Here is a 19,887-nt window from a genome sequence, read left to right as displayed (position 1 = left end):
ATTGATGTCAGATAGTATATAAATAGAAATTATATCCATTTAATGATATATATTTAATATTCAATATAAGATAACAATTATTTGTCAAGAAACATTTTATGCTCTCTAGGATAGATACATAAGTACTTGCCATAACAGCATTATTATATTCATAATTTTAAATATTTTGAAATTAATAATGACTGCTACTCATAGCTACCGTTCAAAAGGGACTTATTATGCGCGGATATTTATCTCGATTTTCATTGATAGCGTGTGTAGTGCTCTTCACTGTCACATCTGGGTGCACCAGCATCAGTTCTGGACTGCAAGCAGGTGACTTACCGCCTAGGGGTGCTTTTGTTGCAGAAAATGGCATCACCTTCAATGTTCAACCGCTAAGCGTAGCCAATCTGCCCGCTGAACCGGTCCCAGTACTCAGCGACGATCTTTATAGCTTAGTCAAAGCGTCAGGACCGATGAATTATCGTATTGAGGCGGGAGATGTCTTAAGTGTAGCGCTTACAGATTATCCAAATATTAGTTCAGCAACTTCCAATCTAACCGTTGATCAGCAGGGGTTTATACAATTTCCGCTGATAGGCCGCTTAAAAGCAAGCGGCATGAGCGTGCCGCAGTTCACGGCCATATTACAGAGTAGGTTACAGCGCTATCTAAAATACTCAGACCCACAAGTCAAAGTCGTCAACTATCTTGGGAGTAAATTCTTCATCGATGGTGACGTTGCTAAGTCTGGTCAGTTCCCCATTGCTGATGCTCCTGTCTCCTTATATGGGGCTTTATCTATGGCAGGAGGGGCGACGACGACAGGCGATTCTAATAGTATCGTCTTAAATCGTCGAGGCAAAAACTACACCCTAGGACTGCAGTCATTAAGACAGATGGGGCTATCTGCTAACCAAATCTATATCCAAGACGGCGATTCTATTCACGTCAATAGTCAGGACCGTAATCGAGTCTATGTATTGGGTGAGTTTGGTCGAATCGCCCCAGTCGCTATCCCTGAGCAAGGACTTAGCTTGTCACAAGTACTGGGCGAATCAAGCGGTCTCAACTCGAATACGGCCGATGCAGCCAAAGTCTATATTGTCCGTGATAACCCAAGGTATAACTATACGGATATCTACTATGTCGATATGAAAACGATTACTAGCTTAGCACTGGCCAATCGCTTTGCGATGCAAGCCAACGATATTCTTTATGTGGATCCTACGGGGCTGACTCGCTGGAACCGTATTCTCAGCTCATTATTACCCTCGACCTCAGCAGCAACCAGTCTTTCAGGGTTATAGATGACAACGATATTTTCTATTAATAAAGGTCTAATAAAAGCTTAATAACAAATATGTTTAATACTATCTTAGTCGTATGTGTAGGTAATATCTGTCGTAGTCCTATGGCAGCAGCTTGGTTAACGGAAAAGTATGCTCAAAAACATATCGAGTCGGCGGGACTTTCAGCACTCGTTGGATATCACGCTGATGCTACAGCGCAAGAGGTTATGAGAGCAGAGGGGCTGGAGATATCTAAGCATATTGCCAAGCAAATCAATGAACAACTAGTGATGAGCGCAGATCTGATTTTGACCATGTCGAGTAATCAGACCAAATGGCTCGAAAGACAATGGCCACATTGCCGCGGTAAGACTTTTCGGATCGGCCATTGGATAAATAAAGACATCGCTGATCCTTATCAGCATGACCGAGCGGTATTTGAAACGACCAAAAAAGATATCGTTGATAGCTTGGAAGCATGGAATAAAAAAATAAGCTGAACAATCAATACCAACTGATGAAGGCATAGTTATGGATACCAACTCAAAAGATTTGTCTAGACAGAGTGCCGATAATGACAATGAACTATTAGGGGTAATTTTTGTATTGTTACGCGGCTGGAAAATTATTGTTCTGTTCGCGATATTGGGCTTAATAATAGGGATATTATATGCTCGCTACGAAAACCCTACCTTCAAATCAGATGCCCTGATTCAGATTGATGAGACTTCACAAAACGTATCAGGTCTAGGGTCTAATATAGCAGAGCTGTTGCCACCGGATGATAGTACCGTGCAGGCACAGATTGAGCTTATCAGATCGCGTATGGTGTTAGAGCCCGTCGTTGATTTGCTGCATTTAGGTATTCGATTAAATGATCCTGCGGTGAGTCAAATCGATCGCATCATAGATAATCAAACCAACGTACAGATGAATACCGCTGAGGGCGTGGTACTTGAGACCAGTAATGGTCAAGTACGAGTTGATCAGTTCAATGTATCACAAGATTATCTCGATAAACCTTTTATGCTCTTAAGAACCGATACCGGCTTTATTTTGAGTAGCGGCGGTGAGCAATTTAAAGGACAGCTCAACAAAGCCCATCGTTTCAAGGGTGACGCTGGTCTCATTGAAATCACCGTCATGGATTTACCGACTGGCGATTATCCTATCACTATTACTAAGCAATCGCTACAAATCACCACCGACTCTATCAATAGCGCTTTATCGGTAGTAGAAAAAGGTACCAAGACGGGGATTATTGAGCTGTCTTTATCAGGTCTCAATCAAGAGCAAGCCAGCTTAACCTTAGAACAAATCGTACTGTCTTATATCGCCCAGAATCAAAGCCGCAGCTCAGAGCAAACGATCAATACTATCGAGTTTATGGAAGAGCAAATTCCAAAATTAAAACAGGAGCTGGAAGCCTCAGAAGCTATATTCAACAAGTTTCGTGAGAACTCTGGCACCATTGACGTAGCACAAGAAGCGTCAATATTACTCAGTGAAAATGCAGGTATTGATACCCAAATTAGTGAACTTAAGCTAAGAAAAGCAGAGCTTACCACTTACTACACCAATGAGCATCCTCTGGTCATCCAGATAAACGACCAACTAAGAGTACTGAATGCTAGAAAGCAGGAAATCGACAATACTATTAATGAGCTACCAGAAGTCCAAAGAGAGTTTTTGACCCTTTCTGAGGATGTCAACATCAATAGAGAGATCTACCTCACTATTCTCAAAAATTATGAGCAACTAAAGATTGTTAAAGCGGGCGAAGTCAGCGATGCCCGTATTATTGATCTACCTATTAACACCTATAGAACGATCACCCCTAAAAAGCAGCTAATCATGATATTAGCGACCTTATCAGGGGCTCTCATAGGTGCTTTGTTAGTCTTCATCATGAATTTACTTAGAAACGTCGTCAAAGATCCTGAGCGTATCGAGTCTAAAACAGGGGTGCCCGTTATCGCCACTATTCCCCGCTCTGCTGCGCTATCCCGCTTGAGCGCCAACAAAAAATCCACCCCTCGTATGCTAGCGCATATTGATAATAGCAGCCTGAGCTATGAAGCCATTAAGAGCCTGCGAACGAGCCTGATATTGAGTACGCCAACCGTGGTTTCAGGTAGCCAAAACGCCAAATTATTTTTGATCACCGGGGAGAGCCCAGGCGTTGGCAAGTCATTTATCTCTGCAAACTTAGCGGAAGTCTTCGCTCAGCTGAACAAAAAAGTGTTAGTTATAGATGCTGATATGCGTATGGGCGAGCTACACACGATTTTTGGTCTGTCTCAGTATGATGGCTTGGCGGATTATCTATTGCTCGACGAGAGTACAGCACACCCTAGCGATAGTACTGATACGTACATAGGAAAGGAAGTCGCTGTTAAGAATGTGTCTGATTCTGCACTCGAGAACTTCATTCATCCTAGTGGCATGGAGCATATTGATTTTATACCGCGCGGCAAGCATCCCAATAATCCGGCCTCGCTACTGATCAGTGAGAAGTTCAAGGCTTTATTAAGCGTATTAAAGTCTCAGTACGATTATATTATCATCGACTCACCACCGGTATTGGCAGCATCAGATGCTATGGTGCTCGCTCAGCATGCCGATCAAGTGCTAATGGTCACTCGATATGATGATTCGATGGAAAGACAGCTCACTTATGCCATTAAACAGATGTATAAATCTGATATTCAAGTCGATGGCATTATTCTCAACGATGTCAAACGAGGTCTGATGAGTAAGTATAGCTATCATTACAGCTATGCCTACGGCAACAATCGCTAATATAAGGTAGGGGTGCTATATCTACAATCAAGCTCATTAACTAAGCTCTCCAAAAACTAAGCTTTTCAAAAACAGTGAGGTAGTAGAACCTTATGATAACTATCAATAATCTAAAAATAGCGGTAATCGGCCTTGGTTATGTGGGTCTGCCACTAGCGGTTGAGTTTGGTAAGCAGCTTGCAGTGATAGGGTTTGATATCAATGCTAGCCGCATTGCGGCGCTCAATAGCGGTACCGACCATACGCTAGAAGTCAGTGAGGAAGAGCTAGCACAAGCGGAAAGTTTAAGCTATAGCTCAGATATCAATGAACTTAAAGACTGTAACTTCTTTATTGTCACTGTACCTACGCCTATCGATAGCTCTAAACAGCCTGATCTGACGCCACTAATCAAGGCCTCAAAGGCTATAGGAAGCCTGCTAAAAAAAGACGATATTGTGGTCTATGAGTCTACGGTCTATCCAGGCGCAACCGAAGAGGTCTGCATTCCGGTGTTAGAGGAAGTCTCTGGACTCGTCTTCAATCAAGATTTTTATGCCGGCTACAGCCCTGAGCGTATTAATCCTGGCGATAAAGAGCACCGAGTAACCAATATCTTAAAGGTGACTGCGGGCTCAACCCCTGAGATTGCGGATTTTATAGATGAAGTCTATAACTTAATCATTACTGCCGGTACACATAAAGCGGCAAGTATTAAGGTCGCAGAAGCCGCCAAAGTGATTGAGAACACGCAACGCGATGTCAATATTGCGCTGATTAATGAGCTAGCGGTTATCTTCAATAAAATGGGTATAGATACCGAAGCCGTATTAAAAGCTGCAGGCACCAAATGGAACTTTCTTCCGTTTCGTCCCGGCCTCGTCGGTGGGCACTGTATCGGTGTCGACCCTTATTATCTGACTCATAAGGCGCAAGCTATCGGCCATAACCCTGAGATTATCTTAGCCGGGCGTCGTTTAAACGATAGCATGGGTGAGTATGTGGTGACTCAATTAGTCAAAATTATGATTAAAAAGCGTATCCAAGTAGAAGGGGCCAAAGTCTTGGTCTTAGGCTTAAGCTTCAAAGAGAACTGTCCTGATGTGCGCAATACGAAGGTCATCGACATTGTCCATGAACTCAACGAGTACAACATCGAAGTCGACGTTTATGATCCTTGGATAGATGCTAATGAAGCCAAGCGAGAATATGGTATTACCCCTATTGCCCAGCCTGTTGCCAACCAATACGACGCTATTATTTTAGCCGTTGCTCATGAGCAGTTTGTCGAGATGGGGGTAGAGGTGATGAGAGCTTTTGGGAGGAGTAATCACGTCCTTTATGATTTGAAGTATCTGTTCAGCAAAGAAGAAACCGACATGCGCCTTTAGGGCACTAAAACCAATAACACGCTCAAAGCCATAGGGAATACACTGACCATGACCGCGACCGCATATCAACAAGTGACGCAAGCGTTATCCCAGAAGCCCAAGACTTGGCTCATCACCGGAGTAGCGGGTTTTATAGGCTCAAACCTACTCGAGACGCTGCTGCTATTAGATCAAAAAGTTGTTGGTCTAGATAACTTCGCGACTGGCTTTCAGCATAACTTAGATGAAGTACAGGGTTTAGTAAGTAGCGAGCAGTGGCAGAACTTTACCTTTATAGAAGGCGATATTCGTAAGCTCACGGACTGTCAGAGCGCCTGCGCAGGCGTTGATTATGTACTACATCAAGCAGCACTCGGCTCAGTACCACGCTCTATCGCTGATCCTATCAATACCAACGCTACCAATATCTCCGGCTTCTTAAATATGCTGATAGCAGCTCGCAATGCCAAGGTCGCAAGCTTTACCTATGCCGCTAGCAGCTCAACGTATGGTGATCACCCGGCACTACCGAAAGTCGAAGAAAACATCGGTAAGCCGTTATCACCATACGCGGTGACGAAGTATGTCAATGAGCTCTATGCCGATGTGTTTGCCCGTACTTATGGCTTTCATACTATTGGCCTGCGCTATTTTAATATCTTTGGCAAACGGCAAGCGCCTGATGGCGCTTATGCAGCAGTGATACCTAAATGGACGGCGGCGATGATCGCAGGCGATGTGGTCTATATCAATGGTGATGGCGATACTAGCCGTGATTTTAATTTTATTGAAAATGCGCTACAGGCCAATATCTTGGCAGCAACCGCTAACGATGAAGCAAAAGATCAAGTCTATAACGTAGCGGTCGGTGGCCGTACGACGCTGAATACTTTATTCACTGCCTTAAAGGACAATCTAAGTATAAACGGGGTGAGTTATAACCAAGCGCCTATTTATCGCGACTTTCGCGAAGGCGATGTGCGCCATAGTCAGGCAGATATTAGTAAGATTCAAAACGCGTTGGGCTATGCGCCGCAGTTTGAGGTCATTGCCGGCATCAAAAAAGCCATGCCTTGGTACGTTAATTTTTTACAAAACCGCTTGGCTTTGGATAAATTATGTTGACTATCATTAAGCAGCTGTTTGCTCTGCTGACAGATGAGCAGATAAGGCATTTTTATGTCTTGCAAGTCTTAGTAGTCATTATGGCTTTTACCGAGCTGTTAGGTATTGCCTCTATTGCGCCCTTTATGGCTCTGATTGGCGATATGAGCATACTTGAGACCAATGGTGTTTTCGCCCAGCTGTATCAGCTATCTGGTCTTAACGACCCCACGGATTTCTTGTTTTATACCGGTGTGCTTGTGTTAGCTATGCTGACTTTTTCTACGGTGGTTTCTATGTTTACGATTTGGAAGCTGTCTATCTTTGGCGCCCGCATAGGGACGGAGATCGCTGATCGCCTCTATACTTATTATATGCAGCAAAACTGGCAATTTCACGCCAGTGGCAGTAGTGCCCAGCTGACCAAGCAGGTCTCTACCGAAGCGGCGCGTATTAGTAATGGCATCATACAGCCGCTGGTGCGGATGAACGCCAAGCTGGTTTTGGCGCTATTTATCTCTGTCAGTATCGTGATTTATGAGCCACTTATTGCCCTTTTAGGCTTATCTATATTTTCGTTAGCTTACTTTTTACTCTATAGATTGGTGCGAAAAAAGTTAGTGAGTAATGGTCAGAAGCTCTCCAATGTTTCGACTCAGCGTTTTCGGCTGATGAACGAAGGCTTTGGTGGTATTAAGGATGTCTTACTCCTCAATCGTAGCCATGATTTTATTGAGCGTTTCTATGATAGTGGTAAGGTCTTTGCCCGTGCGCAAGGAACCAATATCGCCATTAGCCAAGTTCCACGATACTTTATAGAGCTCATAGCCTTTGGGGCAATGATTTCACTCGTGCTGGTATTGATTAAACTGCACTCGGGTAATTTAGGAGAGGTGCTACCTATTTTAGCGGTTTATGCATTAGCTGCTTTTAAGCTATTGCCCGCCTTACAGCAGATCTATGCCAGTGTTTCTACCATTAAAGGCAATGTTGCCGCTTTTGAGGCAGTAAAAGAGGACTTAGAGCGCTCCTTCGAGAATCAAAAGACTCTTATTAACACTCCGATACCGACACCGATTAGTCTGCACAAAAGCATTATCCTAAAAGAGATAGAGTTCAGTTATCCCGGCAAAGACATAGCGGCAGTAGACGGCGTCAATATGAGTATCCCTTTCAATAGCGTGATAGGTTTAGTCGGTTCTTCCGGCTCTGGTAAGTCTACTTTGATCGATTTACTGCTCGGCCTGCTGACCCCGCAACACGGTAGTCTGTATATTGATGATATTCGTATTACTGCAAACAACAATCGTGCTTGGCAAAATTTACTAGGCTTTGTACCGCAGAGTATATTTTTGAGCGAAGGCACTATCGCAGAAAATATTGCCTTTGGGGTGCCCAGCAAAGATATCTGCCAAGAGCAAGTCCATAAAGCGTTAACGCTTGCCAACCTAACCGAATTGGTCAACCAACTACCCGAAGGTGTCAACACAAAAGTAGGCGAGCGCGGGGTAAAGCTCTCAGGAGGACAGCGTCAACGTATCGGCATTGCACGCGCGCTCTATCATGAAGCCCAGGTGCTAGTCTTCGACGAAGCCACCAGTGCTCTAGACGGCATAACCGAAAAGATAGTGATGGATGCTATCCATGACTTCAGTGGTAAAAAAACTATCATTATGATTGCTCATCGCCTAAAGACGGTAGAGAAGTGTGATCTTATCTACTTTATGGAGCATGGGAAAATAGTAGATCGTGGCACTTATCAAGATCTAGTAGTACGTAACTTAAAGTTTAAGGAGATGGCGAAACACGCCTAACGTTATAACGGCAGATCTAGAAGCTATCTTTATGCTCACAGCTGCTCGAAGCGCTTATTTTAGGGATATATATAAGAAGGTGGAATCTATGAAGATATTAATTACTGGCGGTGCAGGCTTTATCGGCTCTGCGGTGATCCGTCATATTATTAACAATACCGATAATGAAGTGTGCAATATTGATAAGCTGACTTATGCGGGTAATTTAGAGTCTTTAGTAGATATCGACCAGAACGCCAGGTATCAGTTTCAACAGCTAGATATCTGTAATGCCCAAGCATTAGAGGATGTCTTCAATCGTTTTAAGCCTGATTTGGTGATGCACCTTGCCGCTGAGTCGCATGTCGATCGCTCCATTGATGGCCCAGCAGAGTTTATTACTACTAATATCGTCGGCACTTATACTTTATTAGAGGTTGCCCGTCAGTATTGGCAAAGCCTTGATGAGACATATAAATCCCGTTTTAGGTTCCATCATATCTCAACCGATGAAGTATATGGAGATTTGGCAGGGTCAGAGGCGCTGTTTGTTGAGTCTACTGCTTACGCACCAAGCTCTCCTTATTCTGCCTCAAAAGCCAGCGCCGATCACTTGGTACGGGCCTGGGGGCGCACTTATGGTCTACCTATTATTATCACTAATTGCTCTAACAATTATGGGCCGTATCATTTCCCAGAAAAACTTATTCCTTTAGTTATCTTAAACGCTTTGGATGATAGCGCCTTGCCGATCTATGGCAAAGGTGATCAGATCCGCGATTGGTTGTTTGTGGAGGATCATGCTCGGGCGCTTTATAAGGTGGTCACGGAGGGCAAAGTCGGCGAGACTTATAACATTGGCGGGCATAATGAAAAACAAAACATCGAAGTTGTCACCACCATCTGCCAGATCTTGGATCAAAGGCAGCCTCGTGCTGATGGCGCTAAATATGAGTCACTAATCAGCTTTGTCACAGATCGTCCCGGTCATGATTTGCGCTATGCCATTGATGCTAGCAAGATTGCCAATGAGCTCGGATGGACGCCGATAGAGACTTTTGAGAGTGGTATTGAAAAAACGATCAGCTGGTACTTAGAGAATCTAGCATGGTGCCGGCGTGTACAAGATGGTAGCTATCAACGCAAACGATTAGGAGTACATCATGAGTCATAATACTAAAGGCATCATTTTAGCAGGCGGTTCTGGCACTAGGCTCTATCCTTTAACGCAAGGGGTCAGTAAACAGCTCATGGCGGTTTATGATAAGCCGATGATTTTTTATCCGCTTTCAGTGCTGATGTTAGCGGGTATCAAAGAGATTTTGATTATTACTACGCCAGAAGACGCCTCACAGTTCCAACGCTTATTAGGCGATGGTAGCCAGCTCGGTGTCTCATTGCAATATGCGCAGCAGCCAAGCCCAGATGGGTTAGCGCAAGCGTTTATCATTGGGGAAGAATTCATTGGTAAAAGTGATGTTTGCTTAATACTAGGGGATAATATTTTTTATGGTCATGGCCTCGTTAAAATGTTGCAGCAAGCCCAAGATAATGTACGAGATCACGAGTATGCAACGGTGTTTGGTTACTACGTCAAAGATCCAAATCGCTACGGGGTAGTCGATTTTGACGAGACTGGCAAAGCTTTGAGTATCGAGGAGAAACCTGTAGAACCCAAAAGCTCTTATGCGGTAGTAGGCTTGTATTTTTATCCAAACTCAGTGATAGAGATTGCCAAAAAAGTCACCCCATCGCAGCGCGGCGAGTTAGAGATAACCACAGTAAACCAGACTTATCTAGAGCGTGAGCAGTTGCATGTCGAGCTCATGGGACGTGGGTTTGCTTGGTTAGATACGGGTACTCATGAGAGTCTAATAGATGCCAGTAACTTCATCCAAACGATAGAGAATCGTCAGGGGCTAAAAGTAGCTTGCCTTGAAGAGATTGCTTTTGAAAAAGGTTATATAAACCGTGAGCAGCTACTAGCGTTAGCCGAACCTTTACATAAAAATCAATATGGCCAATATCTGATTAGACGGGCTAATGACAGAAAGGTAGGACATTAATATGAAGGTTATAGGGACGGATATCGCCGACGTTATCATCATCGAGCCTGAGGTGCACGGTGATGAACGCGGCTATTTTGTCGAGACATATCGTCAAGATATTCTAGAGCGCTTTGTGGGCTATAGCGTCAACTTCATCCAAGATAACGAGTCCAAATCTGACCGCGGGGTGCTGCGAGGTCTGCATTATCAGCTAGGCGGTAGCGCCCAAAGTAAACTAGTACGGGTGATTTCAGGGCGAGTCTTGGATGTCGCCGTCGATATCCGTCAGGGCAGTCCAACGTTTGCTCGGCACGTCGCTATTGAGTTGAGCGCTGAAAATAAAAGACAAGTGTTTGTACCAAAGGGGTTTGCTCATGGGTTTGTGGTATTAGAAGATAATACTATCTTTAGCTATAAAGTTGATAATTACTACAGCCCCAAAGACGATAGAGGCATCGCTTTTGACGATCCAAGCCTAGCGATTAACTGGCAAGTGCCCACTAGCCAGCTATTACTGTCGGGGAAAGATCAACAACAACCTTTGCTGGCTGACGCTGAGCTATTTAGCTATCAGAGCAATGATTATCAGACGAGTGATTATGAGTACTAATATCTTAGTGACAGGCGCAGGCGGGCAGCTAGGCTCTGAGCTGCGCTATCTCAGTGAGAACGAGCTTAGCTTAAGCGAGGGCCTAGCTTTTATTTTCGCTGATAAAAGTAGCTTAGATATTACGAGTAAAGCTGCGATTGAGCGCTTTTGTAGTATCAATAGCGTTAGCCATATTATTAATTGTGCCGCTTTTACCGCCGTAGATAAAGCGGAGAGTGAAGCGGATAAAGCCAATGCTATTAACCATCTCGCGGTCAAGTACTTAGCTGAGGTGGCAAAAAAGCACGACATAGCTGTGATCCATATCTCAACTGACTATGTTTTCGATGGTAGTAGCAAGCAAGCTTACCAAGAGACAGATACTCCTAATCCAAAAAATGTGTATGGTAAAAGCAAGTGCCTAGGTGAGCAAGTACTACAGGATATCAATCCCGCGAGAAGCATTATCATTCGTACTTCTTGGCTATATTCTTTATTCGGCAGTAATTTTTTAACCACTATGCTCAGACTAGGGCAAGAGCGAGAGCAGCTAAATGTAGTGAGCGATCAAATCGGATCACCGACTTATGCTCGCGACTTAGCGAGAGCGATTTTACAGATTATCCCTCAGCTTAGCCGCGCGAATGAGAACGTACCAATCTATCATTATAGTAATCAAGGCCAGTGCAGTTGGTATGACTTTGCCAAGGCTATTTTTGCAGCGGCCGATATCGATTGTCGCGTAAAGCCAATACCTAGTAGCGACTATCCCACGCCTGCTAAGCGGCCTAGCCATTCAGTATTGGCGACCGCAAAGATCGAGCAGGAGTTTGGAGTTGATTTAGTGCAATGGTCACAAAGCTTAAGGAGCTGCTTAGCGCGTTATTGACGCTACTGTAGATAGAGATAAATTATATTCGCATACGAGAGAGTATCATGATTCCCGTCACGAAAGCTTATTTGCCCAATAAAGACAACTACCAAGATTACGTAGAGGGTATTTTTCGTCGTGGCTGGCTGACCAATAATGGGCGTCTGGTAAAAGAGCTAGAGAATCGTTTGCAGAATTATTTAGGCGTCAAGCATTTGATAGTAGTAGCTAATGGTACGCTAGCCTTGCAACTGGCCTACAAGGCATTGGAGCTAAAAGGCGAGGTCATCACTACACCTTTTAGTTTTGTTGCGACTACCAGCAGCTTAGTGTGGGAGGGGTTGAAGCCTGTTTTTGTCGATATTGATTCTGCTACTTTTAACATGGATACCACTAAGATTACGGCAAAAATCAGCAAAAACACGAGCGCCCTTGTCCCTGTACACGTCTTTGGTAACCCTTGTGAAGTAGAGCAGATACAAGACATCGCCCAAAAAAACAACCTAAAGGTGATCTATGATGGTGCCCATGCGTTTGATACGCAGTATAAAGGTCAAAGCGTGTTAAGTTATGGCGATATCAGTACCTTAAGCTTTCATGCCACTAAGCTATTTCACAGCACTGAAGGTGGGGCAATCATCACTAACGATGATGAGCTGGCGGGCAAAATAAGACTGATGATGAACTTCGGTATCGCTAGCGCTACCAAAATCAACGCTATGGGTATCAATGCGAAGATGAACGAGTTTGAGGCAGCGATGGGGCTATGTGTATTAGATGAGATAGAGCTCATTAAGGATAGCAGGGCTAAAGTGTGGCGTATCTATCAACAAGCCTTGACCCAAAAAACACTCTCCTTTCAACATTGGCATAAAAGTAGCGAAAATAACCACGCTTATGCACCCATACTTTTTAACTCAGAGCCAGAGTTATTAAGAGTGGAGGCTAAACTTAAACAAAACCATATCTTTCCGAGACGCTACTTCTATCCTAGTTTGGACACTTTAGACTATCTGGGTCATAAGCAAGTCTGCAAACAGTCAAGAGACATTGCTAGTCGAATACTTTGTCTACCATTATTTACCGGTCTAACAAAACAAGAGCAAGATAAAATCATTGCGTGTATTGAATCATGATACAAAAAAAGATACTGATATTAGGCGGCTCAGAGTTTCAAGTCCCTTTGATTCAAGCGGCGAAACAGCTAGGCCTGTATGTGCTCACTTGCGATTATCTTCCGGACAATCCGGGTCACGCTCTCGCAGACAAATACATTAATGTCAGTACCACTGATAAAGATGCGGTTCTGCAAGTGGCTATTGATCATAAGATTGATAGTATCGCTACCTTTGCATCAGATCCAGCTATTCCTACTATAGGCTATGTCGTCGAGCAGTTAGGGTTGCCTGGTATTAGCGCTCGAGCAGCTGAGAGCTTTTCGCATAAGGGCTTGTTTCGGCAAGTGTTAAAACAAGCGGGACTAAAAACTCCAAGTTTTTATCTGACTGAGTCAGCTTCTATCCCGCTTGGACTAAATGATAATAAACCCTACATCATCAAGCCCGTTGACAGCTCGGGTAGCAAAGGCGTTAGGTTAAGTACCGGCACTCAAAGCAATATTGTAGAGTGTATCAATTATGCCTTGAGCTTCTCTCGTAGCCATAGATGCATCATTGAAGAGTACCTCGAGGGTCCGCAAGTTCATGGCGATGGCTTTTTGCAAGACGGTAAGCTGATAGCAGGCTATTTTGGCGATCAGTACTTTTATACTCAAAGCGATAGCTTTATTCCTATCTCAACTCGCTGGCCGACTGTCCATGCTGATATTCACCAGCAATTGAAAATACAGCTAGAGCAGCTAGCAGCCCATACTGGATATCTTAATGGTCCTATCAATGTTGAAGCTCGGCTCAACTGTGACAATGAGCTGTACCTTATCGAAGTAGGCGCTAGAAACGGCGGCAACTTTGTACCTTTGCTGCAGCAGCGCTTAACTGGGTTTGATTATGTCGATGCGGTGCTAAAGGTCAGCTTGGGACAAAAGGTAGCCCACGATGAGACCTCTCAGCAAAGGATCGGTGCTTACTATGTCCTGCATGCGTCAACCGACGGTATCTTTGCCGGTATAGACATTGATCCCTCTCTAGAGCCTTTTATCTTTTATAAAAGACTACTCAAGAAAAAGGGGGAGGCCGTGCAGCAGTATTGCGGCTCGCATACCTCGATTGGAGTTTTACTGTTAGCGTTTCCAACGGTTGAGTTAAGAGATCAGCAGATGAATAGTATCGCGGATTTACTCAAGGTGTTATATGCGTAGCCATAGAAAATCAGAGGGTAGCGGCATCGCTCAATGACCAGATCAAACTCACAGGGAGTGATGATGCTAAAGAATATGAAGGTTTATCTCAGAGCTTTAGAGTTAGAGGATTACCAAACCTCTATCGCCTGGAGGCAAGATCAAGAGATCTGGGACATGGTAGTCGGTCGGCGTTATTTTGTTTCAAGTGAGTTTGAAAAGAATTGGGTGCAGCAAGCGGGCGACTTGCCGGCGCAGTTAAAGCTAGCTATTTGTGACGTACTCACAGAAGACTATATCGGTAATATATACCTCAGTAATATCGATTTTTTTAATCGAACTGCTAATTCAGGTAAGCTCATTGGTAACAAAGCCTACTGGGGCAAAGGGTTTGGCACCCATGCTACGTTACTCCTTTTGTATCATGCCTTTTACGATTTAGGCTTAGAGAGAATAGAGTCGCGCGTTTTACTGAATAATCAAGCGTCGATACGAGTACTAGAAAAGTGTGGCTATAAAATAGAAGGAGTCATGAGAAAAGCGGTGTTTAAAGCAGGCCAGTCGCAAGATTTAACTTTGATGTCAGTCATTAGAGAAGATTACGACGAAGTGATTAAAATATACCAGTAGACAGATTATAGGCTTGATTACGCTAAAGGATAGTTGCCGCACTTATCACAAGGATTGTAAAGTGAACACTAACGTAGATAGCTCACAGGTTAGGGACATAAATTTATCACCTCCTGAACCTAAATCAGAAGCAGAAATAATAGCGCATTGGCAAGAGAGCTATACCGTGCCTTTAGTGTCTATTGTCTGTATTACCTATAATCATGAGCCCTATATTCGCGATACTTTAAATGGGTTTTTGATGCAAAAAACGGACTATCCCTTTGAGGTGTTAATTCATGATGATGCGTCCGTAGATAACACCGCAGATATTATTCGCGACTATGAGCAAAGATATCCCAATATCATAAAACCTATTTATCAAACTGAGAATCAGTATTCTAAAGGTATAAAAATCAGTCCGACTTTTAACTTTCCAAGAGCGCAAGGGGACTATATTGCTTTATGTGAAGGCGATGATTTTTGGACTTGTAGCGATAAGCTCAACCGGCAAGTCTCATTTTTACGCACAAATCCTAAAATTTTCCTGTCTATTCACCGCGCCCATATCTGCATGGATAATCAAATCACCGATGTCTCTACTAGTCATGGAGAATCTGAGACCGTATTGCCCTCAAAATTAGTTTATACCACAGCGGGGCAGTTTTGCCCGACCGCTTCTATGGTAATCGCTAGAGAAAAAGTGGCAGTGATGCCTGAGTTCTTTGATAAGGTGCCCATTGGCGACTTTTTTTTAGAGGCAATAACCGCTATTGGCGGCGTGCATTATTTGCCAGAGGCTTGTAGCGTATATCGCGTTGGCAGTAGGGGTTCTTGGACGAATAGGGTAGTCAGTGATGATGAGAAGTTCTTTAAAAAAAGCGAGAAAATGCTGATGAGTTTAAAAGAGCTCGAAGCCTATTTGCAGCCTCGTAATAGCCAGTATGTTCATCATAAAGCTACTGCTATACATCTTAATTTGGCTAATAGATACTTGCAGCAGGGGAATTTTGAAAAATATAAAGAAAACTGGTTTGCCTCTTTTAAACATATGAGGCGTCCACAAAGAACAGATATAAGACTGTTCTTAGGCTTATTAAGAATTAGGTTCTAAGGCTTTAGGAACATATATCAGCTAGCACTAGACATAACTCAGAAATACATTCAAAATAAAGAATATACTTCTTTACAATAAGTAAACGCTATAGCATACTTATGTTAACTATTTTTTATATGTATCAGGATATTAATCGAATTTGGACAAAATAATATTGAAAATTTGCGAGAAAAGCTATGAATTATAAATCTTTTGCAGACCTCTCCATTGATATTAATAACAACTTATTCAAATTAAATGATGAAGACTATGATTTGATTGTCGGTATTCCTCGTAGCGGCATGATACCAGCATATATGATAGGGCTTTATTTAAATGTTCATGTTACCAGTCTAGACTCATTCATTAATAACGATAAATTAACTTCCGGAGTATCTAGAAATACAAAAACGCCTCTCGTTTTTGCTATTGATGCTCAAAAGGTTTTATTGGTAGACGATAGTATCGTAACCGGTAAAGCGATGCAGCTAGCATTACAAAGAATACCAGACAACATTAAAAACCGTATCACCACTTGCGCCATTTATTCAGATAAAAAAAACAAGCCTGATGTCGATATCTATTTAGAGTATGTGAAACGGCCGCGAGTCTTTGAGTGGAATATCTTTCATGCAAGGCTGATGAAAAACGCTTGCTTAGATATAGACGGCGTACTGTGTATTGATCCTACAGAAGACGAAAATGATGATGGTGACAACTATATCCATTTCATGTTGAATGCCAAACCACTTCATATACCCAGCACTAAGATAAAAGCTTTAGTTACTAGTAGGCTAGAGAAATATCGCCCGCAGACTGAGCAATGGCTCAATACTCACAATATACAATACGATGAGCTAATAATGCTAGATCTGCCTAGCAAAAAAGAACGTCAAAAGCTTGGCGTGCACTCCGAACACAAGGCTGACTACTATAGCAAGTCTGGGCTCGATCTTTTTGTAGAAAGTGCGCCCGCGCAAGCTTTAGATATCATGACCGCCACAGGCAAGCCGGTTTTCTGTACGGGTAATAATCGGATGTACGATCCTACTCTAAGCCGAGCCTTGATGAAGTCGCCAACGAGCTTGTTAAAGCAGTGGGAGCATTCGATCGCTATCAAGCTTCCTGTCTCACTAAAAAGAATCATTAAGCCAATTTATAACACATTGCTAACGCGAAACTAATAACTTAAGTGAATGCTAGTCCTGTAGGCTCAACTCAATGATACGGAGCTACTTTGAAAAAAATAACGATACTTCTTCCTGATATGCGCGAGGGCGGTGTTGAAAAAATGCGCCTTATCTTAGCTAAGGAGTGGCGGTCTCAATACGATGTTGAGTTCCTACTGCTATCAAAAAGAGGGGGGTTACTTGAGCTTATTCCTAAAGATATTCGAGTAACTGTGCTCAACATAACCAGATACAGAAGGCTGCTTCCTAGCTTAACGCGTTATATTCGCCAAGAAAAACCCGAGGTTATTTTGGCGGCGATGTGGCCGTTGACGGTTGTTGCTGCACTGGCGACTAAACTGAGTCTACAAAAGACCATTTGTGTGATCAGCGAGCATGGTATTTTGTCAGCTCAATATCAGCCTAAAGGTAAGTGGCATGACTTGGGTCTCAGAGGAAGTATGGCGCTCTCTTATCGGCTGAGTAATGAGGTGGTCGCGGTCTCAAAAGGCGTAGCTAAAGACATCGCTTTGTTATCTTCACTACCTTTAGAGTCGATCAAGGTTATCTACAATCCCGCCTCAAAAATAGAGCTAAATAACTTTCAAGCCAAAAGTCCCTTTGCGGTCAATGATGGACTAGCAATCATAGCGGTAGGGCGTTTTAAAAAAGTTAAGAACCATGCGCTATTAATCAAAGCCTTTGCGCTAGTCAGAGAAAAAGTAACAGCCAAGCTTTATATCGTAGGTGATGGCGACTTGAGGGGTGAGTATGAGGCATTAATTGGGTCGCTTAACTTACAACAAGACGTTGTTTTAACCGGATTTGTCAATGATCCTTCTGCCTACTATATCCATGCTGATCTATTTGTCCTGTCCTCCGACTACGAAGGTTTTGGCAATGTCATCGTCGAGGCTATGGATGCAGGAACTCCCATTGTCGCCACCGACTGCGAATCTGGTCCTAGAGAGATTCTTGAAGAGGGGAAATACGGCACCTTAGTTCCCGTAGGGGATGTCAACGCTTTAGCTGACGCTATGCTTGAATCATTAGAGCAGGAGCACGACCATGAAGCGCTAAAGCGTCATGCCGCCACCTTTTCAGTGGCTAAGATCTCCGCTCAGTATTTAGCTGTTATGTTTCCTAATATCGCTTAAGTTAAAGCTCAATGAAAGATATCCTCTAGCAAAGCTGAAATTTACCAATTTTTGTTTGTAATCACGGTGAAATGGTAGAAACATAAGTATCAAATTAAGATTTAATCGGACAATTAGTAGCTATAGACTCAATAATATGCAATATTAAGGATATAAATACTACAATAACGAAACGATGCAGTATCACTTGTGTAGCAAAAATTTGTGATTGATAAGCTTTTAATCGACAAGCTTATGCAGTGTTATTAAGGTAGTGATTACTACAAGCTAGCAAGGATGACATATGGAAGCTGTTATAGATACTGGCATCAGCATGCATGGGCTTTGCAAAAAGCTATTTCCCATATGTCGCAGTATAACGGGTAATGGCTTTCGTAAGTCTTTAGCGATAATAAAAAACGATGTGCAACTGGATGATTTACAGTTTTTCGAAGTCGCCACAGGTACTCAGTGCTTTGATTGGGAAGTGCCAAAAGAGTGGAACATTAGGGATGCTTATATTATCACTCCCGATGGTAACAAAATTTGCGATTTTAAAGCCTCGAACCTACACGTTGTTGGTTATTCTATGCCAGTGGATCAAGAGATCTCGCTTGAGATGCTGCAAAACCATTTGTATTCATTACCCAATCAGCCCGATGCTATCCCTTATATTACCTCATACTATCAAGAGCGGTGGGGCTTTTGTCTCACCGAGCAGCAAAGAGAGGCGCTTAAACCTGGCATTTATCAAGTATATATCGATAGTGAATTAACAGCGGGCAGCTTAACTTATGGCGAGTTGATCATAGCAGGTGACACAGAGCAAGAGGTGTTGTTATCCAGTTATCTATGCCATCCTTCAATGGCCAATAATGAATTGTCAGGTCCAGTCGTCACCGCCTTCTTAGCCAAATGGCTATTGAGCTTACCCTCTAGAAGATATACCTACCGCATTATCATCATCCCTGAAACCATCGGCTCTATTACTTACCTCAGCCGCCATTATCAAACCATGAAAAAGAATATCATCGCTGGCTTTAATATTACCTGCGTAGGTGATGATAGGGCTTATTCATACTTGTCTTCAAGAACCGGCGATACGCTAGCCGATCAAGCTGCTAAGCACGTTTTAGCCCATACCCATCCTGATTATGTAAGTTATTCGTTTTTAGACAGAGGCAGTGATGAGCGGCAGTACTGTAGCAGCGGGATAGATCTACCTGTCTGTTCTATTATGAGAAGCAAATATGGCTGCTATCCTGAGTATCATACCTCTTTAGATGATTTAGAGTTGGTAACCGCAAGCGGCTTACTTGGTAGTTATCGAGTATTAAAAAAAGCTATCCAATGCCTTGAGGCCAATGAGACGCTTACCACGACGGTACTGGGTGAGCCTCAACTCGGTAAGCGCGGTCTGTATCCGACTATCGGCACAAAAGAAGGGGGCGCTAAAGTGCAGAATATGATGGACTTTCTTGCCTATTGTGATGGGGTCAGTAGTAACTTAGAGATAGCAGATAAAATAAAACTACCGCTGTGGGAGCTTGACGATATTATAAATCAACTAAAAGCTGAGCAATTACTAAAAAGCGTTCACTAAATACTTGCGCAAAGACCGTAGCTCAAGGCATTCAGTTGTCTTTGATACTGCAAACTAGCTACAGATAATAGGCATATTAGTTATTTTATTTTTGTCATATATATTCTGTATTTAACATATATATGTGTTATAGTTTTGTTAAAGGAAT

17 protein-coding genes are annotated in these 19,887 nt (G+C 43.1%); all 17 read left to right on the top strand.

The features are described from left to right. The first annotated feature begins 260 nt into the window (after nt 1-260). The 17 genes from ACS8FD_RS08695 to ACS8FD_RS08615 all read left to right on the top strand — a co-directional run bounded on the left by ACS8FD_RS08695 (nt 261) and on the right by ACS8FD_RS08615 (nt 19,739). Complete coding sequence (locus ACS8FD_RS08695) at nt 261-1,292, top strand: polysaccharide biosynthesis/export family protein (RefSeq protein WP_439275447.1); 1,032 nt, start codon at nt 261-263, stop codon at nt 1,290-1,292. 53 nt (nt 1,293-1,345) lie between these two features. Beyond that, entirely contained in the window at nt 1,346-1,774 is a 429-nt protein-coding gene (locus ACS8FD_RS08690; RefSeq protein WP_439275446.1) for a low molecular weight protein-tyrosine-phosphatase, read from the top strand. A 31-nt stretch (nt 1,775-1,805) separates the two neighbouring features. Next, nucleotides 1,806-4,076 (top strand): GNVR domain-containing protein, encoded by a 2,271-nt coding sequence (locus tag ACS8FD_RS08685; protein WP_439275445.1) that lies wholly within the window; start codon nt 1,806-1,808, stop codon nt 4,074-4,076. 92 nt (nt 4,077-4,168) lie between these two features. After that, nucleotides 4,169-5,446 carry a Vi polysaccharide biosynthesis UDP-N-acetylglucosamine C-6 dehydrogenase TviB gene (gene tviB, locus ACS8FD_RS08680; RefSeq protein ID WP_439275444.1) on the top strand — a complete coding sequence of 426 codons (1,278 nt, stop codon included), beginning with the start codon at nt 4,169-4,171 and terminating at the stop codon, nt 5,444-5,446. Nucleotides 5,447-5,494: 48 nt separating this feature from the next. Then, nucleotides 5,495-6,550 (top strand): NAD-dependent epimerase/dehydratase family protein, encoded by a 1,056-nt coding sequence (locus tag ACS8FD_RS08675; RefSeq protein WP_439275443.1) that lies wholly within the window; start codon nt 5,495-5,497, stop codon nt 6,548-6,550. After that, nucleotides 6,544-8,343: an ABC transporter ATP-binding protein gene (locus tag ACS8FD_RS08670; RefSeq protein ID WP_439275442.1), complete on the top strand. Its 1,800-nt coding sequence runs from the start codon at nt 6,544-6,546 to the stop codon at nt 8,341-8,343. Before ACS8FD_RS08675 ends, ACS8FD_RS08670 begins: the two co-directional genes overlap by 7 nt. Nucleotides 8,344-8,431: 88 nt before the next feature. Further along, nucleotides 8,432-9,496, top strand: a complete 1,065-nt coding sequence (gene rfbB, locus ACS8FD_RS08665) for a dTDP-glucose 4,6-dehydratase (RefSeq protein ID WP_439275441.1) — start codon at nt 8,432-8,434, stop codon at nt 9,494-9,496. Further along, a complete protein-coding gene (gene rfbA / locus ACS8FD_RS08660) occupies nt 9,486-10,388 on the top strand; it encodes a glucose-1-phosphate thymidylyltransferase RfbA (RefSeq protein ID WP_439275440.1) in 903 nt (300 codons plus the stop codon). Before rfbB ends, rfbA begins: the two co-directional genes overlap by 11 nt. A 1-nt stretch (nt 10,389) precedes the next feature. Further along, complete coding sequence (gene rfbC, locus ACS8FD_RS08655; RefSeq protein ID WP_439275439.1) at nt 10,390-10,980, top strand: dTDP-4-dehydrorhamnose 3,5-epimerase; 591 nt, start codon at nt 10,390-10,392, stop codon at nt 10,978-10,980. Further along, nucleotides 10,970-11,848, top strand: a complete 879-nt coding sequence (gene rfbD / locus ACS8FD_RS08650) for a dTDP-4-dehydrorhamnose reductase (protein WP_439275438.1) — start codon at nt 10,970-10,972, stop codon at nt 11,846-11,848. The genes rfbC and rfbD overlap by 11 nt, the downstream gene beginning before the upstream one ends. A 47-nt stretch (nt 11,849-11,895) precedes the next feature. Beyond that, nucleotides 11,896-12,966 carry a DegT/DnrJ/EryC1/StrS family aminotransferase gene (locus ACS8FD_RS08645; RefSeq protein ID WP_439275437.1) on the top strand — a complete coding sequence of 357 codons (1,071 nt, stop codon included), beginning with the start codon at nt 11,896-11,898 and terminating at the stop codon, nt 12,964-12,966. Further along, nucleotides 12,963-14,147: an ATP-grasp domain-containing protein gene (locus tag ACS8FD_RS08640; RefSeq protein WP_439275436.1), complete on the top strand. Its 1,185-nt coding sequence runs from the start codon at nt 12,963-12,965 to the stop codon at nt 14,145-14,147. Before ACS8FD_RS08645 ends, ACS8FD_RS08640 begins: the two co-directional genes overlap by 4 nt. A gap of 33 nt (nt 14,148-14,180) precedes the next feature. Then, on the top strand, nt 14,181-14,756 hold the full coding sequence (locus ACS8FD_RS08635) for a GNAT family N-acetyltransferase (RefSeq protein ID WP_439275435.1): 576 nt from the start codon (nt 14,181-14,183) through the stop codon (nt 14,754-14,756). A gap of 61 nt (nt 14,757-14,817) precedes the next feature. Continuing rightward, a complete protein-coding gene (locus ACS8FD_RS08630; RefSeq protein ID WP_439275434.1) occupies nt 14,818-15,849 on the top strand; it encodes a glycosyltransferase family 2 protein in 1,032 nt (343 codons plus the stop codon). Between the two features lie 179 nt (nt 15,850-16,028). Beyond that, a complete protein-coding gene (locus tag ACS8FD_RS08625; protein WP_439275433.1) occupies nt 16,029-17,015 on the top strand; it encodes a phosphoribosyltransferase family protein in 987 nt (328 codons plus the stop codon). Between the two features lie 53 nt (nt 17,016-17,068). After that, the gene (locus tag ACS8FD_RS08620) at nt 17,069-18,157 is read left to right on the top strand and encodes a glycosyltransferase (protein WP_439275432.1); all 1,089 of its coding nucleotides are present in this window, start codon (nt 17,069-17,071) and stop codon (nt 18,155-18,157) included. A 283-nt stretch (nt 18,158-18,440) separates the two neighbouring features. Next, complete coding sequence (locus ACS8FD_RS08615; protein ID WP_439275431.1) at nt 18,441-19,739, top strand: DUF4910 domain-containing protein; 1,299 nt, start codon at nt 18,441-18,443, stop codon at nt 19,737-19,739. Nucleotides 19,740-19,887: the final 148 nt, after the last annotated feature.

Source organism: Psychrobacter sp. 1U2 (assembly GCF_051847575.1).
This window is presented reverse-complemented; position numbering and strand designations above follow the sequence as displayed.

What these genes read in the sequence shown, in the direction of transcription:
- ACS8FD_RS08640 (WP_439275436.1), top strand. Translation starts at nt 12,963, where the DNA reads ATGATACAAAAAAAGATACTGATATTAGGCGGCTCAGAGTTTCAAGTC.
- tviB (WP_439275444.1), top strand. Translation starts at nt 4,169, where the DNA reads ATGATAACTATCAATAATCTAAAAATAGCGGTAATCGGCCTTGGTTAT.
- rfbC (WP_439275439.1), top strand. Translation starts at nt 10,390, where the DNA reads ATGAAGGTTATAGGGACGGATATCGCCGACGTTATCATCATCGAGCCT.
- ACS8FD_RS08685 (WP_439275445.1), top strand. Translation starts at nt 1,806, where the DNA reads ATGGATACCAACTCAAAAGATTTGTCTAGACAGAGTGCCGATAATGAC.
- rfbB (WP_439275441.1), top strand. Translation starts at nt 8,432, where the DNA reads ATGAAGATATTAATTACTGGCGGTGCAGGCTTTATCGGCTCTGCGGTG.
- ACS8FD_RS08670 (WP_439275442.1), top strand. Translation starts at nt 6,544, where the DNA reads ATGTTGACTATCATTAAGCAGCTGTTTGCTCTGCTGACAGATGAGCAG.
- ACS8FD_RS08645 (WP_439275437.1), top strand. Translation starts at nt 11,896, where the DNA reads ATGATTCCCGTCACGAAAGCTTATTTGCCCAATAAAGACAACTACCAA.
- ACS8FD_RS08625 (WP_439275433.1), top strand. Translation starts at nt 16,029, where the DNA reads ATGAATTATAAATCTTTTGCAGACCTCTCCATTGATATTAATAACAAC.
- ACS8FD_RS08675 (WP_439275443.1), top strand. Translation starts at nt 5,495, where the DNA reads ATGACCGCGACCGCATATCAACAAGTGACGCAAGCGTTATCCCAGAAG.
- rfbA (WP_439275440.1), top strand. Translation starts at nt 9,486, where the DNA reads ATGAGTCATAATACTAAAGGCATCATTTTAGCAGGCGGTTCTGGCACT.
- ACS8FD_RS08635 (WP_439275435.1), top strand. Translation starts at nt 14,181, where the DNA reads ATGACCAGATCAAACTCACAGGGAGTGATGATGCTAAAGAATATGAAG.
- ACS8FD_RS08690 (WP_439275446.1), top strand. Translation starts at nt 1,346, where the DNA reads ATGTTTAATACTATCTTAGTCGTATGTGTAGGTAATATCTGTCGTAGT.
- rfbD (WP_439275438.1), top strand. Translation starts at nt 10,970, where the DNA reads ATGAGTACTAATATCTTAGTGACAGGCGCAGGCGGGCAGCTAGGCTCT.
- ACS8FD_RS08615 (WP_439275431.1), top strand. Translation starts at nt 18,441, where the DNA reads ATGGAAGCTGTTATAGATACTGGCATCAGCATGCATGGGCTTTGCAAA.